The sequence below is a fragment of the Pseudomonas azerbaijanorientalis genome (genome assembly GCF_019139795.1).
Lineage (GTDB): Bacteria > Pseudomonadota > Gammaproteobacteria > Pseudomonadales > Pseudomonadaceae > Aquipseudomonas > Aquipseudomonas laurylsulfatiphila.
In genome coordinates this window covers 939,613-956,036 of sequence record NZ_CP077078.1, presented here as the reverse complement: position 1 = coordinate 956,036, position 16,424 = coordinate 939,613, and the positions used below count along the sequence as shown (strand labels likewise).

The following is a 16,424-nucleotide window of genomic DNA, read 5'->3' as shown; positions in this document are numbered from 1 at the left end:
GGAAGTAGTGTTCGCCATCCGCTTACCTAACCTCTGCCAAAAGTACAGCTGCATTGGTTAAGATGCGCTCCTTAGCTTGTAAATGGGTGCGGTACACCGCCCTAGCAGCGCTGCTATTCAGCGCTTTGATTTGGAGTATCTGCAGTTGAACCACGCGGTCCACAACAAACTGGTTTCATTTATCTGGTCGATTGCCGATGACTGCCTGCGCGACGTGTATGTGCGCGGAAAATACCGTGACGTCATCCTACCCATGGTGGTGCTGCGCCGGCTCGATGCCCTGCTAGAGACCAACAAGGCCAAGGTGTTGGAAGAATTGGCCTTTCAGCAACGTGAAATGAGCCAGACCGAACTGGACGACAGCGCCCTGCGTGCCGCTTCCGGCTATGTGTTCTACAACACCAGCAAGTGGACGCTAAGCCAACTGCAGAAGACCGCCACCAACAACCAGCAGATCCTCCTGAGCAACGTTGAGGAATACCTCGACGGCTTTAGCGATAACGTCAAAGACATCATCCGTCGCTTCAACCTCAAGTCGCAGATGCGCCACATGGCCAGCAAAGACGTGCTGCTCGACGTACTGGAAAAATTCACCTCGCCCACCATCAACCTCACCCCGTACGACAGCGAAGACCCACAAGGCAACCGCCTACCAGCCCTGAGCAACCTGGGCATGGGCTATGTGTTTGAAGAGCTAATCCGCAAGTTCAACGAAGAGAACAACGAGGAAGCCGGCGAGCACTTCACCCCGCGCGAAGTGATCGAGCTGATGACCCACCTGGTCTTCGACCCGATCAAGGACCGGCTGCCCACAGTGATGACCATCTACGACCCGGCCTGCGGCAGTGGCGGCATGCTCACCGAGTCGCAGAACTTTATCGAAGAAAAATACCCGGACTCGACCACTCAGCGCGACATCCACCTCTACGGCAAGGAGATCAACGACGAGACCTATGCCATCTGCAAGTCGGACATGATGATCAAGGGCAACAATCCTGCCCACATCCGCCCCGGCTCCACCCTCTCGGTGGACGAATTCGCCGGTAGCCGCTTCGACTTTATGCTGTCCAACCCCCCCTACGGTAAAAGCTGGGCCAGCGAGCAGAAATTCATCAAAGACGGCGGCGACGTAATCGACCCGCGCTTCAAGGTCAGCCTCGCAGACTACTGGGGCAACGCCGAGATGCAGGACGCCACCCCGCGCTCTAGCGACGGCCAGTTGCTGTTTCTGATGGAAATGGTCAACAAAATGAAAACCCCCGGCGACAGCGGCCTCGGCTCGCGCATCGCGTCGGTGCACAACGGCTCCAGCCTGTTTACCGGCGACGCCGGCGGTGGCGAGAGCAATATCCGCCGCCACCTGATCGAAAACGACCTGCTCGATGCCATCATCCAATTGCCCAACAACCTGTTCTACAACACCGGCATCACCACCTATATCTGGCTGATCTCCAGCAACAAGCCGGCGCAGCGCCGAGGCAAGGTGCAACTGATCGACGCCAGCCTGCTGTACCGCAAACTGCGCAAAAACCTCGGCAACAAAAACTGCGAATTCGCCTCCGAACATATCGAACTGATTACCCAAACCTACCTCGATCTTGCCAGCATCGACCGCCCGACCGGCGGCGACGGCGTTGCCGCCCAGGTGTTCGATAACCGCGATTTCGGCTACCACAAGGTCAACATCGAACGGCCAGACCGGCGCAAGGCGCAGTTCAGCGCCGAGCGCAATGAAACCCTGCGCTACGACAAAGCCCTGCGTGAACCCATGCAGTGGATCTACCAGCAGTGGGGCGAGACGGTGTATCAGGATGAAACCCTGGCCACCCATGAAAAAGCTATTCTCGCCTGGTGCGAGGAACAGAGCCTGGAACTCAACGCCAAGCAACGCAAGAAGCTGCTGAGCCTAGAAACCTGGGTCAAGCAGTCGCTGCTGGTCACCGTGGCTAACTACCTGATGCAGGCCATAGGCCCGGAGGAATACGACGACTTCAATTTATTCGCCAAACGGGTGGATAAGACGCTTAAACAACTGAGCAAAGAGGCCGGCATCAAGCTCGGCGCCAGCGAGCGCAACCAAGTGCTCAATGCGGTCAGCTGGTACGACGAAAACGCCGCCAAGGTCATCCGTAAGGTGGAGAAATTCGACCGCGCCGAGCTGGCCGCGCTGCTGGAGCGGCTGGAGTGCCGTGAGGCCGACCTACCGGACTTCGGCTACTACCCCAGCGACAGGGCCGGCGAATTTATTACCTACGAATCCAACAGCGACCTGCGCGACAGCGAAAGCATCCCGCTGGCCGATGCCATCCACCGCTTCTTCAAGGCCGAAGTGCAGCACCATGTCGCCGAGGCCTGGATCAATCTGGAGTCGGTGAAGATCGGATACGAGATCAGCTTCAACAAATACTTCTACAAGCACCAACCGCTGCGCAGCATGGACGAAGTGGCGCGGGAGATAGTGGCGCTGGAGCAGCAGGCGGAAGGATTGATTGCGGAGATTTTGGGAGTGCCTCTCGACGAGGTTTCTGGAGTCAACAATGACTAAATCTCTCGGCTCTCACCCGACATATGAGAACTATCGCGACTCCGGAGTTGAGTGCTATGGAAGTGTTCCTGCGCACTGGAAAACCTTGGCAAACAAGTACATTTTTGCTCTTAATAAAAACCTTGTTGGCAAGAATTCCAGTCGTTATACGCTTCTATCGCTCACTCTAGGCGGGATTATCAAACGCGACATGGACAATCCAGAAGGAAAGTTTCCTGCGGAGTTTGATACCTACCAAGAGGTCGCTCCTGGTGACTTTGTTTTCTGCTTATTCGATGTCGAGGAAACGCCCAGGACCATTGGCCTTTCCTCTTTGCACGGAATGATAACGGGCGCCTACACGGTGTTCCGGCCACGTAGGAAATTTGACGAAGAATATCTTCAATACTTATACCTAAGTCTTGACTCAGGAAAGCGACTGAGATTTCTGTACAAAGGGTTGAGAAATACCATTCCGAAGGATGTATTTCTGGCTTTTAAATCACTCACTCCGCCAATTCAAGAGCAAAGGCTTATTGCGCGGTTTTTATCTATTAAAACTGCGCAGATTGATCAGGCGATTCGGACCAAGAAGCACCAGATCGAACTGCTCAAAGAGCGTAAGCAGATACTGATCCAGCGGACCGTAACCCTTGGCCTTGATCCTGACGCGCCCATGCGGGACTCCGGTATCGAATGGATTGGCCAGATTCCGGCACATTGGGAGGTTGTTTTTAATCGCCGACTTTTCAGGGAAAAATCTAGGCCTGTTCAGGGAGATGAACTGCCTCTGTCGCTATCACAGGTTGACGGAGTTGTACCTTCCGATGAGATGAAGGAACGCTCCCTTAGTCCCGCTCATAGAAAGAACTTCAAGCTTTGCTTTCCGGGCGACTTAGTAGTGAACCGCTTCAAAGGACACTTAGGCGTTTTCTTTGAGTCTGCCTTTGAGGGAGTCGTAACTTTTCACTATGGAGTTTTTGTGCCTCAGAAAGGCGTAGTCACAAAATATTTTGAGCACTTATTCCATACCGAGCCATATAAGACCATATATGCCGGGGCCTCAAATGGCATGACGGTAGGGCTACAGAACCTTTCAAATAACAATTTCTATGCAATTAAATCCCTGCTCCCTAGCGTCGATGAACAGACTGAAATATGCAGCTATATTGAAGATCATTCAGCCCGAATAGATCAGGCTGCAAACAATATTTCCAGTCAGATTGAAAGGCTCAAAGAATACAAAGCCTCCCTGATCAATAGCGCCGTGACCGGCAAGATCAAGGTGCCGGGGGTGGTGGAGCCTGCCGAACTAAAGGAACGGGAGTTCGCCTGATGAGCGTGGAGCGCCATTTTGAGCTATCTGCAATCGCTGTTGCGGGAGCTGTGCGCGTTGTCGCAGGAAACCGAGTGGGTGGAGGCAGGGCTGATCCGCCTCTACGATCCTAATGCTAACCGCAAGGCTTATCGCTGTTTACCGAGCTGGGCCTGAACTAATTTGACTGAGACGGCCAGCGGCCCGGGGAGAACCATAAAACCTCGTAGATTCAAGGTGTTGGAAATAACGCTCATATGACTGAGCAAATAGCATTAGACGAACAAGCCGAGCCGCCAGACTTTCTGCGGCTTGTCAACCAGCCCTGCTCACGGCCGTTATTCCATTCAAATCAATGGTTTAGTGTTAATTCAGGTGGGTGACGGCGAATGTCTAACCCCCGTTGGCTGAATAGCTTTAGACATTTCTAGACATCCGTACTGAACGCCGGGCTAGCCTGGCAGCTACGACAGGCACAAGGAAGCCGGCATGGTAAGCAAGACCAACGAACAGGCGCTGGAAGCGAGCATCGAGAAATACCTCACCGGCACCTGCCTAGAGGAGCTGGCGGCGATCCGCAACAGCCCAGCACAGGTGCCTGCAGGCCCCAACCACGGCTATCAACGGGGCAGCACCTCGGATTTCAAGGCACGCTATGCCGTGGATAGCCGTTGCTTGTGGCAATTTCTTGAGGCCAGCCAGTGCGATGAGTTGGAGCGTCTCAAGCAACGCTACGACGATTGGGATCTGCGCATCCTCGAACGCTTCGACCGGCTGGCGAAGAAGTACGGCGTGCTGCACCTGCTCAAGCGCGGCCTGGCCATCGACGATGTGCACTTCAACCTGATGTACCCCGCGCCACTTGCCAGCAGTTCGGAGCGGGTCAAAAAGCAGTTTGCGGCGAATATCTTCAGCAGCACCCGCCAGGTGCGTTACTCCCTGAGTAATCCGCTAGAAGAGATCGACCTGGTGCTGTTTATCAATGGCTTACCCTTCGCCACGCTGGAGCTGAAGAACCCCTGGACGGGCCAGAACGCCCGTTATCACGGGCAAAAGCAGTACAAGCAGAACCGCGACACGGGCCAGCCGTTGCTGCAATTCGGCCGCTGCCTAGTGCACATGACGGTAGACACCGACGAGGTCTACATGACCACCAAGTTGGCGGGTGTCGCGACCTTCTTCCTGCCATTCAACAAGGGCCATAATCACGGGGCTGGCAACCCGCCCAACCCCGCCGGGCACAAGAGCGCCTACTTGTGGCAGGAAATTTTCAGCCGCGAAAGTGTGGCCAACATCATCCAGCACTTTGTGCGCCTGGACGGCAGCAGCAAGATGCCACTGGCCAAGCGTACGCTGTTCTTCCCGCGCTACCACCAACTGGATGTGGTGCGCCGGCTAGTGATGCATACCAGCCAGCATGGTGTGGGTCAGCGCTACCTGATCCAGCACTCGGCCGGCTCTGGCAAATCGAATTCCATCACCTGGGCGGCCTATCAGTTGATAGAAACCTATCCGGTTTCGCTGGAGGTTGCCGGCGCTCGCGCTCTAGATGTGCCGCTGTTCGACTCGGTGATTGTGGTGACCGACCGCCGCCTGCTGGACAAGCAATTGCGCGAGAACCTACGCGAGTTCTCCGAGGTGAAAAACATCATCGCTCCCGCGCTGAAGTCCTCTGACCTCCAGCGGGCGCTGGAGCAGGGAAAAAAAATCATCATTACCACCATCCAGAAATTCCCGGTGATCGTGGATGGCATCGACGACATGGCCGGCAAACGCTTTGCCGTGATCATCGACGAGGCACACAGCTCGCAGGACGGTAGCAGCCACGGCACGATGAACAAGGTGATGGGCGGCGACGAGCAAGACGACACTCAGGAGAAGATCCTCAGCGCCATCAAGAACAGCAAGATGCGCGGCAATGCCTCGTACTTCGCCTTCACCGCCACGCCGAAGAACAGCACGCTGGAGAAGTTCGGCGAGCACCAGGCCGATGGCCGCTTCGCGCCCTTCCACCTGTACTCGATGAAGCAGGCCATTGAAGAGGGCTTTATCCTCGATGTGCTGGCCAACTACACCACGTACCGCAGCTACTACGAAATTCAGAAGTCCATCGAGGACAATCCGCTGTTTGACACGCTGAAAGCACAGAAGAAGCTACGCGCCTATGTCGAACGCGACCAGCAGACCATCGACGTTAAGGCTGAGGTGATGCTGGAGCATTTTATTGAGCAGGTGGTCACGCCGAAAAAGCTTAAGGGCCAGGCCAAGGGCATGGTCATAACCCAAAACATCGAAGCCGCTATCCGTTATCACAAGGCCATCAGCCGCTTGCTGGCAGCGCGCGGCAACCCGTTCAAGGCGCTAATTGCCTTCTCCGGCGAAAAATTGGTTGATGGTATCGAGTACACCGAAGCCGGCATCAACGGTTTCGCAGAAGCGGATACGCGAGACAAGTTCGACACCGACGAATACCGATTGCTGGTAGTGGCCAACAAGTACCTGACAGGCTTCGATCAGCCTAAGCTGTGTGCCATGTACGTGGACAAGAAGCTGCAGTACGTACTCGCTGTGCAAGCGCTGTCGCGCCTTAATCGTGCCGCGCCCAAGTGGGGCAAGAAGACCGAAGACCTGTTCGTTCTGGATTTCTTCAACCAGGTGGAGGACATAAAAGCCTCCTTCGACCCGTTCTACACGGCCACCAGCCTGTCCGGAGCAACGGATATCAATGTGCTGCACGAACTCAAGGACCAGTTGGACGAGGTCGGTGTCTACGAGTGGCCGGAAGTAGAGGCATTCGCCACGCAGTATTTCGACAACGTCGATGCCGAAAAGCTCGCTGTGCTTATCGATATCGCCGCCGAGCGTTTCGACGTGGAACTAGAGTTGGAGGATGAGGCAAAGGTCGATTTCAAAATCAAGGCCAAGCAGTTTGTGAAGATCTACGGCCAGATGGCCTCGATCATGCCGTATGAGATTGTGGCCTGGGAAAAGCTTTTCTGGTTCCTCAAGTTCCTGATCCCGAAACTCAAAGTGCAGGACAAAGACGCCGACGAAATCGACGCTCTGCTCAACTCGGTCGACCTCGCATCCTATGGGCTGGAACGCGTCAAGTTGAACCACAGCATTGCGTTGGATGACGCGGAAACCGAGCTGGACCCAGCCAACCCAAATCCGCGCGGGGTACATACTGGTGAGCAGGAAAAAGACCTGCTGGACCAAATCATCCAGAGCTTCAACGAGCGTTGGTTCCAGGGCTGGGGGGTGACCACGGAAGAAAAGCGCGTGAAGTTCCTGAGCATTCTAAAGGGCATTCAGGAGCATCCGGACTTTGAGCCAAAGTACCAAAAGAGCCAGGACGAAGACCACCGTGCACTGGCGTTCGAGAAGATTTTCGAGGAAGTCATGCTGATACGCCGCCGCCAGGACCTAGAGCTTTACCGGCTGGTAGCCAGTGATGAAGCGCTCAAGTCTTCGTTGCAGCAGAGCATGAGGGGCATGCTGGGCTGAGATATGTGCAAGCTCGGCGTGTCTCAGCATGTCCGGTCCATACGGCTAAAGCCGCCACGCCCATTCGCATGGAGCTTTAACCTCGAAGCCCTGGAGGGGGCCGAACTCAACAATGACCGTCCATCGGAAGCCAGACCACGCAGCATTCCAGCTGGTATTCCAAGGAGTTCATCTGATCAATTATTAGCCAATAAAAACAGATGGCTACAGAGCTGTTTCAAATCCCCCCGGCCCACCAACCAAAGCTGACAAGGCCCGCCCAGTGCGGGCTTTGTTGCATCTGGGGTTTAATAATTCATACCGCCCCCTGTGGGAGCGGGCTTGCCCGCGATGAAGCCATTGAAACCGCCCGAATGTTCCAACCGCAGGTCCCCGCGTCACCACCCTCTCTCCCGGAGAAGCCCATGCGCCAAGCCCTCCTGATCATCGACGTACAACCCGGCTTCGCCCCGCCGCAGTGGCTGGTCGACGGTATCCGGGCACTCATCGGCACCCTGCCCAGTGTCGCCACGGTCGAGCGTCACGACGAGTCCATAACCCCTTTCGAAAAACAGCTTGGCTGGCACCCCGCGCCGGACGATGACAGCCTGATCCCCGCCGACCGCATTTTCATCAAGCACGGCTACGCCCCCACAGCGCAAACCATCGACTACCTGAAAAGCCTGAACGTCGAGCGCGTGCTGGTGTGCGGCCTGCAGACCGAAACCTGCTGCCTGGCGGCGGGGTTTGCGCTATTTGATGCGGGGTTGCAGCCGACCTTGATTACGGATTTGACGGTGGGTTCGTCGCTGGACCGGACGGGCGGGTTGGGGGTCAGGCTTTGGGAGCATCATTTCAAGCACACGGTGAAATCTAGCGACCTGTGACTTCACCGCGTCCTAGGACATTTCCCGCAAAACGCATCGCCTTTCATGAACTGGCGGGGCCTCCTTCTCGACGATAGCCTTTCTGGGTCGCTGAAAATCAGCGACCGGCTTTGACAGGCTGAAAACCGGGGCAGCTCCTATAAACAAACCAGGATCTCCATCATGAAAAGCCAAAGCCCCACCCTGCAAAACTCTTCACCTGATGCAACAACCGAATCACCCGACTTATCCAACCTCTCCAACACCACCGAACCCGCCATCAGCGCCCGCCTGCGCAACCCCAATCACCTCGACCCCGTCAGCGACGTCTTCACCATTCGCCCCGACATCGACACACCGTCCCTGCTCACCCACGCCAGCGAAACCCTCGCCTCGCTCAACGTCATGAGCACCGATCTTGCCTGCGAGCTTGAGAGTTCGCGTCGCAACATCGCCCTGGCAATCCAGCAACTGGCCGTGCTGGCGCAATTGCTGGTGAACCGGGCACTGGACAACATCGCGCCACTCGACGAAGCAGAGGCTTGAGATGGATCGATACATGCCGATGCCTGACAGACAGGTCAGTCGCCGGGCAAACACTTCGGATGAACCCGCAAAGCCCTTCTACACTCCATTCGCAATCGCCCTAAAATACCCGTCGAATAGGCCCCCATGACCACCCTCACCGACCGTTTGAAGCAAGGCAAGGATGCGCGCAAGAAGTGCTCGCGCAGTTCGCAAGCAGCCTTGGGCAATGTCGATCGCGATCCGATACCGCTGATCAAGGCGTCAAGTGAAGGACGCGTCAAATCGCTGGTGGAGCTGCGTTACGGGCGCATGCTGGTGTCGCCGTTCACCTTCTTTCGCGGCAATGCGCTGCTGCAGGCCCACGACCTGGCGGGCACCTCGCACATGGGGCTGGTTTCGCCGATTTGTGGCGATAGCCACCTGATGAACTTCGGCGGTTTCGCAACGCCTGAACGCAACCTGCTGTTCAGCGTCAACGACTTCGACGAAGCCCACCCCGGGCCGTGGGAGTGGGACTTGAAACGCCTGGTGGCGAGTTTTCTGGTGGCAACCCGCGACTTGCGCCATGGCGAGTCGGTTGAAGACAGCATCTGCCATGAGGTGGTGAGTGCCTATCAGAAAACCATGCTCGAATGCGCCGAACAAAGTTCGCTGGAAACCTGGTACGAATCCATCAGCTATAACGACCTGCTGGCGCAGGCCAACCAAAGCACCCTGGAACACGTGGAACGCGCCATCGAAAAAGCCGAGCGTCGTACCCATGCCGAACTGCTGCCAAAAATCAGCGAACGCGACGGCCATGGGCGTCTGATCATTCGCGATGACCTGCCGGAAATTTTCCACCTGCACAAGAACACCACGCTGCTGGACGCCGATGATGACTGGTTGCGCCTCTCGGACTGGCGTCCGCTCTACGACACCTTCATGCGCGACTATCGCGGCACCCTGCAAGCGGACCGCCGTGAGCTGCTGTCGCGTTTTCACGTACAGGACATGGCCTTCAAGGTGGTGGGCGTCGGCAGTGCAGGCACCCGTTGCCTGGTGGCGCTGCTGACCGACGATCAGCAGTTCCCGCTGTTCCTGCAATTCAAGGAAGCGCGGCGCTCGGTGCTCGCCGGCTACGTGAAGGCCAGGTCGCGGGTGCGCCATGAAGGACAGCGTGTGGTCGAGGGTCAACGCCTGATGCAGTCGGCCAGCGACCTGTTCCTCGGCTGGACCACCGGGCCCAGCGGGCGGCATTTCCATGTGCGGCAATTGCGCGATATGAAAATCTCCGCCGAACTCGAGACCTTCGATGGCGATGCCTTCGCGGCCTATGGCCGGCTTTGCGGCCGGGCCCTGGCTCGCGCCCATGCCAAGTCTTCCGGGCAGGCGGCGGTGATCAGCGGCTACATCGGCAAGAGTGAGGCATTGGCCGATGCGCTTTATAAATACGCCCAGGGCTATACCGAGCAGAACGAGCGCGATTTCGAGCGCTTCCAGCAAGCCTGCCGCAAGGGCCGTTTACGTGCCCGGTCGGAAGCCGACTTTGCCGCCGATCATTTGCCGTAGCGGTGTCGCAGGCTCTGGTGCGGGGCTTTGTTCGAGATGAATTTTTCTTCACCCCACCCTCTCGCGCCAGCCTGTACATTTCGCTCGCTCATTCAAGAAACTACGGTTTGCCCGCCCTCCCGCGGGCTTTTTTTTGCCTGCGAATTCGCTTCGCAGAGCACCGGCTGTTCCAGCCTCGCTCGCCCGTAAAACGCCAGCGCCGTCAGCAAACACGCCAGCCACACGAAGATCCCGGCCCAGAAGGTGTGGGACATGTAGTGCCAGCCTTGCAGCACTCGCGTTGTGCCGTAGATGAAGCCGAGGGTCAGCGAGCCGTACATGATCGCCTTGGCATAGCGCCAGCGATAACGGCGAGCCACGAAGTACAACGCCAGCATGGTGAAACCGCCCGAGGCATGTCCGCCCGGCCAGCAGCGGCCGTCACCGGCAACTTTCAGCAGGTCGAAATTTTCATACCACTCAACGTGCTGCATCTTGCCGCCGTACAGTGTCGTCTCGATCGGGCAATACACGCTGGTGTGGCCCTTGAGGTAGTGAATGACCCCGGTGCTGATGGAAAACGCGAACACCACGTAGAGAAAGTCGCGTCGATGGCGGTTGGCAAAGCGCAGCACCGGTGCGACTTTGATTTTTTCCAGGAAGGCGATGATTTTCGAGTGTTTTTCAGCCTTCAGGCGCGGCCAGAGGAACGACAGCAAGGCGCCGATAATCGCAATTTCGCCGGTCCAGTTCGGGATGATCCGCGCCCATTTGTGGGTGATCTTTTCGAACAGGTGGATCTGGTCCAGCGGGTACGTCTGCGTCACCGGGTCAAAAAAATAGTTGTTGAAGGCGATGTCGATGCGGGTCATGTCGAACATCAGGAACACCACGGCCGCGCAGGCCAGCGGAATACCGAAGTTCACCCAATAAAAGCGGTAGCGGGAGGCAGTCTGCATGCTCAATCCTGATTCAAAGGGAGGCTGAAGTTCAACGGGGTGTCACCGTGGGCCAATCCGATGCTTCGATAAAACCAAGCATGCGCGGACTGTTCGGCGTTTCGGCGGAGATAAACAGAGACGCCCCGTAACCCAGGGTTGAAGTCGTCAAATCGAGGTCTTTTTCCAGTTGCGCCATGCATTCGCTGTGGGTCACCAGAATCAGGTTACGCCCGGCCACCTTGTGCGCCAACGCGTCGCGCAGCATGCTGCCCTTGCAACCGACCAGCCAGTCTTCGCCCGCGCCGGCCTTGTTGAACATGAAGCCGGCAGTCTGCGCCGTTCGCAGGATCGGGCTGTGGTAGATATCGGCCTTGTCCAGGCCCAGGTTACGGAATTGCGCCCCGACTTTTGTGGCAACACTGCGCGAACGCTCGGTAATGCCATCGTTGCCGATCAGGCAGGCAGCTGAAGAGTGATCGCAGCGTTCGACGTGGCGCACCAGCACGATCAGGTCGCCCTTGGCCCACTCCTTCATCAACGCCTGTGCACCGCGCACATTGCCATGCGCCAGGTCCGAAACGGTGGCCGGTCGCAGTAAAAACACCGTCAACGGGATCACCAGCAGCGCCGAGGCCAACACCACCGCAGCGTTGCGATAGCGGGTGAAGCGCTTCAGGTCGATCGAGCGTTTTATCCCGAAAAGACTCAGTCTTAATTCCACATCAAGCCGCCTCGCCGGCACGCACCACCTCATCAGATCCCCGGAGGTTAAAGATGCGTGCGTCGGCGGCGGGTGAAACCCGTGTGAAAAAAAGCTTAAAAGCGCTGTAAAGATCTTGTTACAGAATCCGTTTGGAAAAATCCTTTCAGCTCCCGCCATTGCTGCCGATACATCCTGCTTACACAGCTTGGCGGCCCCCAAAAAAAACAATCTTCCAGCCAACCGACGAAAAAAGAAGCACTACGTTCCTGGAGGAATTTGATGAATAGCTGGTTCGGCAACATCAGCGTGAACCTGAAACTGGGCCTTGGGTTTGGCCTTGTGCTGGCACTGACCTGCGTCCTCGCCCTGACCGGCTGGACCAGCCTGGGCGGGTTGATCGACCGCAGCAACTGGATGAGCGACATCACCCAGCTCAACGCCGGCCTGACCAAGCTGCGCGTGGTTCGCCTGCAATACATGCTGACCAACGGCGACGAAACCGCCGCGCAGGGCGTGCAGACCACCCTTGACGCCTTCTCGGCCCAGCAACAGGCCCTGCTGGCGAAGTTCAAGAGCCCGGAAAACCTCAAGCTGCTCCGTGAGCAAGGCACCGTGATCGACGCCTACAGGACGTCCCTGGGCAAAATGCGCAACGCTTATCGCGCCGGCAACAGCGCCCGCGACGCCATGAGCGCCAACGCCGAAACCGCCCAAACGCTGATCAATGAGATCAACACCCGCGTGCAGCAAATGCCGCTGAGCGACCAGCGCTTCGAACAGTTCCAGGCCATTACATCGGCCAAGGAAGCGTTCCTGCTGGCGCGTTACGAAGTACGTGGTTACACCGCCACCACCAATATCGAAACCGAGCAAAAAGCGGTCGGCCAACTGGACGCCGCCATCGCCAGCCTGAAACCGCTGAACGCGCATTTCGCCGACACCCAGCAAGACGCCCTGCGTCAGCTGGAAACCGCGCTGGGCAACTACCGCAGTGCCTTGCAGGCCTACAAGGCCGCCAGCAATGACGCGGTGCAAGCGCGCAAGGAAATGACCGACCAGGGCGCCGCCATCGTGTCCCAGAGCGATCAGCTGTATCAGATCCAGCTCGACCGCCGTGACGCAGAAAGCGCCAGGGCGCGCACGCTGCAACTGATCAGCACGCTGCTGGCATTGTTGGTGGGCATCATTGCCGCCGTGGTCATCACGCGCCAGATCACCCGTCCATTGCGCGAAACCCTGGCGGTGGTCGACCGCATCGCCAGCGGCGACCTGTCCCAGAACGTGCTGGTCACTCGTCGTGACGAACTCGGCGTGTTGCAGCAAGGCATCGCACGCATGGGCGTGACCCTGCGCGACTTGATCAGCGGCATCCGCGACGGCGTGACCCAGATCGCCAGCGCCGCCGAAGAGCTCTCGGCCGTGACCGAACAGACCAGCGCCGGGGTCAACAGCCAGAAAGTCGAGACCGATCAGGTCGCGACCGCCATGCACGAGATGACCGCCACCGTGCAGGAAGTCGCGCGCAACGCCGAAGAAGCTTCGCAAGCCGCTGCGGCGGCGGACGGTGAAGCCCGTGAAGGCGACAAAGTGGTCAACGAAGCCATCGCCCAGATCGAGCGTCTGGCCAGCGAAGTGGTACGTTCCACCGAAGCCATGAGCGTGCTGCAACAGGAAAGCGACAAGATCGGCAGCGTCATGGACGTGATCAAGGCCGTGGCCGAACAGACCAACCTGCTGGCGCTCAACGCCGCCATCGAAGCGGCCCGCGCCGGTGAAGCCGGTCGTGGTTTTGCCGTGGTGGCCGACGAGGTCCGCGGCCTGGCCCAGCGCACGCAGAAATCCACCGAGGAAATCGAAGGCCTGGTGGCCGGCCTGCAGAACGGCACGCAACAAGTGTCCGCCGTGATGAACAACAGCCGCGTCCTCACCGACAGCAGCGTGGCCCTGACCCGCAAGGCCGGCGAGTCACTGGAGAGCATCACCCGCACGGTGTCCAACATCCAGTCGATGAACCAGCAGATCGCCGCTGCGGCCGAACAGCAAAGCGCCGTGGCCGAGGAGATCAGCCGCAGCATCATCAACGTGCGCGATGTGTCGGAACAGACGGCTGCGGCGAGCGATGAGACCGCCAAGTCCAGCGTTGAACTGGCGCGGTTGGGTGGTCAATTGCAGCAGATGGTGAGCCACTTCCGCGTTTGATGAATTCAGGCTCGTCCTGTAGGAGCGAGCTTGCTCGCGATGGTGGTCAACGAAAACGCGTGCATTCTGAATGACCGCGGCGCTGGCAAGTTCTTCGCGAGCGAGCTCGCTCCTACAGGGGAGCTCAGCTCATCCAGGGATCTATCACTTCAACACCGCTGAACTCGAAATCTCGAACATTGCGGGTGGCTATGGCAGCCCCATGGCTTCGGCAAGTGGCGGCAATTTGCGCATCTGCCATTGAAACTGCACGCCCGTTTGCTTCAGCACCCGCTGTCAACGCTGCGTACTCAACAGCGGCATGAGCATCGAACGGCAAAATGCGTCCGGCAAAGTCCTCTTCGAACATTGCCATGGCATGGGCTTCAAGTTTTTGTTTGCGCTTGCCAGATGGAAGGCGCGCGATTCCGTGAAGTATTTCTGCCACCGTCACCGCACTGACTGCCAGATCCATTGATGGCTGCGCATCAGCCCAGGCAAGCACCCGGGTTTCAGGCTCCACTCGCATAAACTCTGAAAGAACGTTGGTATCGAGCACTATCATTCAGAAAAATCCACCGCCGTTGCTTTCTCTGAACGCTTTGGCAGATCAAGCTCGACTCCGCCGATGGCGTTGAATCTGTTGCGGATCCTGCTTCCAAGTCCACCGGCGCGATCAACAGTCGTCAAGGCTCTGCCCAGAATCAGGCGAGCCTCTTCTTCCATGGAATGTCCGTTGTGAGCCGCTGTGATGCGCAGTTGCTCCTTGAGCTGATCATCAAGGTTTCGAATCGTGATGCTGGCCATGATGCCTCCTGCAATCAATGAAATCATTGATTGCAGACTAGCACATTCTGACCGACCAAAACCTGACGAGCTGCCAAGTGGTTAACGGCCTTTTTTACCGCGTCCCACGCTGGCGCAATGCCGACGGCATGAAGTACGCGTCTTCCGGCACCGGTTGGGCGAAGTCCACAGTGCCCTGCTCTTCGTTATCCAGGTTCTGCACGTAGTAACGACGTGCTTGCAAGTCATGGAATACGTCCAGCGCGCTCCAAGTGGTGGGCAGGTCGTAGAAGTTCTTCAGGTAGGCCATCGACACCCGCCACAACTCCCCTCGCCCGTCATATTGATCGACCAACGCGGCGCCCCAACTGTCCTCGTCCAGAAACAGCACGCGCTTGGAATAGATATGCCGCGCGCCTGGCTTGAGCGTGCCTTCGACCACCCAGACCCGGTGCAGCTCATAACGGGTGTATTGCGGGTTGAGGTGGCCCTGTGTGAGCAACTGCGCGTACTTCACCTCAGGGCTGCCGACTTTGTAGTTGTTGTAGGGAATGTAGACCTCTTGCTTGCCCTTGAGCTTCCAGTCGTAGCGGTCCGGCGAGCCGTTGAACAGGTCGGTATCGTCCGCCGTGCGCAGGCCGTCGGACGAGGCGATCGGGGTGTCATACGCGAGGTTCGGCGCCCGGCGCACACGACGTTGGCCGGCATCGTAGACCCAGGCCTGGCGCGGGTCCTTGAGCTGGTCCAGGGTCTCGTGAACCAAGGCCGCACCACCCGCCAGGCGGGCCGGGCTCTTCACGAACGCCAGATAGTAAAACAGGACGTTTTTCAGGTCGGCGAATTGCCCGCCCGGGCGGTAATAGTTGAAGAGCCCCTCCTGTTGCGAGGTCACAAGCGCGAAGCTGCCGTTGCGTTGTACCGGCGCTTCCGAGGCACGACGGACCACATAGATACCGCGATAACGGGTGATGTGGTTCCACAGCACCTCGACCCCGTCCTTGGGCACCGGGAACGGCACACCGCCATAGGCATCGGCAAAACCGGTGCCGCCATCGAGAAGCTTGGTCGCGGTCGCATTCTTCAAGGTGTTGTCATACAGCCACTGCGGCGCCGAGCCAGAGCGGCGTGAGGGATAGACCGGCATCTGGAAGGTGTCGGGGTAGCTGTTGAACAGGGCGACCTGACCCGGGCTGAGGTGGGCCTTGTACTGTTCAAGGTTGGCCTTGGTGATGGTGAACAGCGGCTTGTCCGCCGCATACGGGTCCGGGTGATGCTGGCCTGGCTTGTAGCCCGCCGGCGCCTGGGTGATGCCGCCGGTCCAAGCCGGAATGGTCCCGGCGGCGTTGCCGACACGCTCGGCGCCCAATGGGGTCAGGGTGGTTTTCAGTTGCTCGGCCAGCTGGGGCGTGACCGCGGCCAGCGCGCTGCCGGCGGCCAGGCTCAGGAACAGCGCCAGCGTGGTCTTGGTCAGTCGTGAAGTGTGAAACATGATCGTTCTCCGAAATACAAAAACCTGTGGGAGCGAGCCTGCTCGCGAAAGCGGTTTTTCAGGCGACATCTGTGTTGA

The 16,424-nt window shown here is 58.0% G+C and carries 13 protein-coding genes and 1 pseudogene; 9 read left to right on the top strand and 5 right to left on the bottom strand.

The annotated features are described in order from the left end of the window. Positions 1–145 precede the first annotated feature (145 nt). From KSS91_RS04150 to KSS91_RS04120, 7 genes are all read left to right on the top strand, one after another. Complete coding sequence (locus KSS91_RS04150; RefSeq protein WP_217837144.1) at positions 146–2,545, top strand: type I restriction-modification system subunit M; 2,400 nt, start codon at positions 146–148, stop codon at positions 2,543–2,545. Further along, on the top strand, positions 2,538–3,860 hold the full coding sequence (locus KSS91_RS04145; RefSeq protein WP_217837143.1) for a restriction endonuclease subunit S: 1,323 nt from the start codon (positions 2,538–2,540) through the stop codon (positions 3,858–3,860). The genes KSS91_RS04150 and KSS91_RS04145 overlap by 8 nt, the downstream gene beginning before the upstream one ends. Before the next feature lie 18 nt (positions 3,861–3,878). Continuing rightward, entirely contained in the window at positions 3,879–4,016 is a 138-nt protein-coding gene (locus KSS91_RS04140; RefSeq protein WP_217838485.1) for a hypothetical protein, read from the top strand. A 312-nt stretch (positions 4,017–4,328) separates the two neighbouring features. Continuing rightward, entirely contained in the window at positions 4,329–7,346 is a 3,018-nt protein-coding gene (locus KSS91_RS04135; RefSeq protein WP_217837142.1) for a type I restriction endonuclease subunit R, read from the top strand. Positions 7,347–7,750: 404 nt separating this feature from the next. Beyond that, positions 7,751–8,212, top strand: coding sequence for a cysteine hydrolase family protein (locus KSS91_RS04130; protein WP_217837141.1), 462 nt, complete (start codon positions 7,751–7,753; stop codon positions 8,210–8,212). A 162-nt stretch (positions 8,213–8,374) separates the two neighbouring features. Continuing rightward, positions 8,375–8,737 carry a DUF6124 family protein gene (locus KSS91_RS04125; RefSeq protein ID WP_217837140.1) on the top strand — a complete coding sequence of 121 codons (363 nt, stop codon included), beginning with the start codon at positions 8,375–8,377 and terminating at the stop codon, positions 8,735–8,737. Between the two features lie 126 nt (positions 8,738–8,863). Beyond that, entirely contained in the window at positions 8,864–10,270 is a 1,407-nt protein-coding gene (locus tag KSS91_RS04120) for a DUF2252 domain-containing protein (RefSeq protein WP_217837139.1), read from the top strand. 92 nt (positions 10,271–10,362) lie between these two features. Here KSS91_RS04120 and KSS91_RS04115 read toward each other — a convergent pair whose 3' ends face one another. Beyond that, positions 10,363–11,208, bottom strand: a complete 846-nt coding sequence (locus KSS91_RS04115) for a phosphatase PAP2 family protein (protein ID WP_217837138.1) — start codon at positions 11,206–11,208, stop codon at positions 10,363–10,365. Positions 11,209–11,239: 31 nt separating this feature from the next. Continuing rightward, on the bottom strand, positions 11,240–11,911 hold the full coding sequence (pmrG, locus tag KSS91_RS04110; protein ID WP_217837137.1) for a lipopolysaccharide core heptose(II)-phosphate phosphatase PmrG: 672 nt from the start codon (positions 11,909–11,911) through the stop codon (positions 11,240–11,242). Between the two features lie 261 nt (positions 11,912–12,172). Here pmrG and KSS91_RS28710 point away from each other — a divergent pair. Together KSS91_RS28710 and KSS91_RS28705 are read left to right on the top strand one after the other, a co-directional pair. Continuing rightward, positions 12,173–13,186: pseudogene (locus KSS91_RS28710) on the top strand (methyl-accepting chemotaxis protein); the annotation flags it as partial. Between the two features lie 42 nt (positions 13,187–13,228). Beyond that, positions 13,229–14,092 carry a methyl-accepting chemotaxis protein gene (locus tag KSS91_RS28705; protein ID WP_371317832.1) on the top strand — a complete coding sequence of 288 codons (864 nt, stop codon included), beginning with the start codon at positions 13,229–13,231 and terminating at the stop codon, positions 14,090–14,092. 124 nt (positions 14,093–14,216) lie between these two features. Here KSS91_RS28705 and KSS91_RS04100 read toward each other — a convergent pair whose 3' ends face one another. The 3 genes from KSS91_RS04100 to KSS91_RS04090 all read right to left on the bottom strand — a co-directional run bounded on the left by KSS91_RS04100 (position 14,217) and on the right by KSS91_RS04090 (position 16,346). Next, positions 14,217–14,636, bottom strand: coding sequence for a type II toxin-antitoxin system VapC family toxin (locus KSS91_RS04100; protein ID WP_015093374.1), 420 nt, complete (start codon positions 14,634–14,636; stop codon positions 14,217–14,219). After that, on the bottom strand, positions 14,633–14,878 hold the full coding sequence (locus KSS91_RS04095) for a FitA-like ribbon-helix-helix domain-containing protein (RefSeq protein ID WP_217837135.1): 246 nt from the start codon (positions 14,876–14,878) through the stop codon (positions 14,633–14,635). Before KSS91_RS04095 ends, KSS91_RS04100 begins: the two co-directional genes overlap by 4 nt. Before the next feature lie 94 nt (positions 14,879–14,972). Continuing rightward, complete coding sequence (locus KSS91_RS04090) at positions 14,973–16,346, bottom strand: DUF1329 domain-containing protein (RefSeq protein ID WP_217837134.1); 1,374 nt, start codon at positions 16,344–16,346, stop codon at positions 14,973–14,975. Positions 16,347–16,424 lie beyond the last annotated feature (78 nt).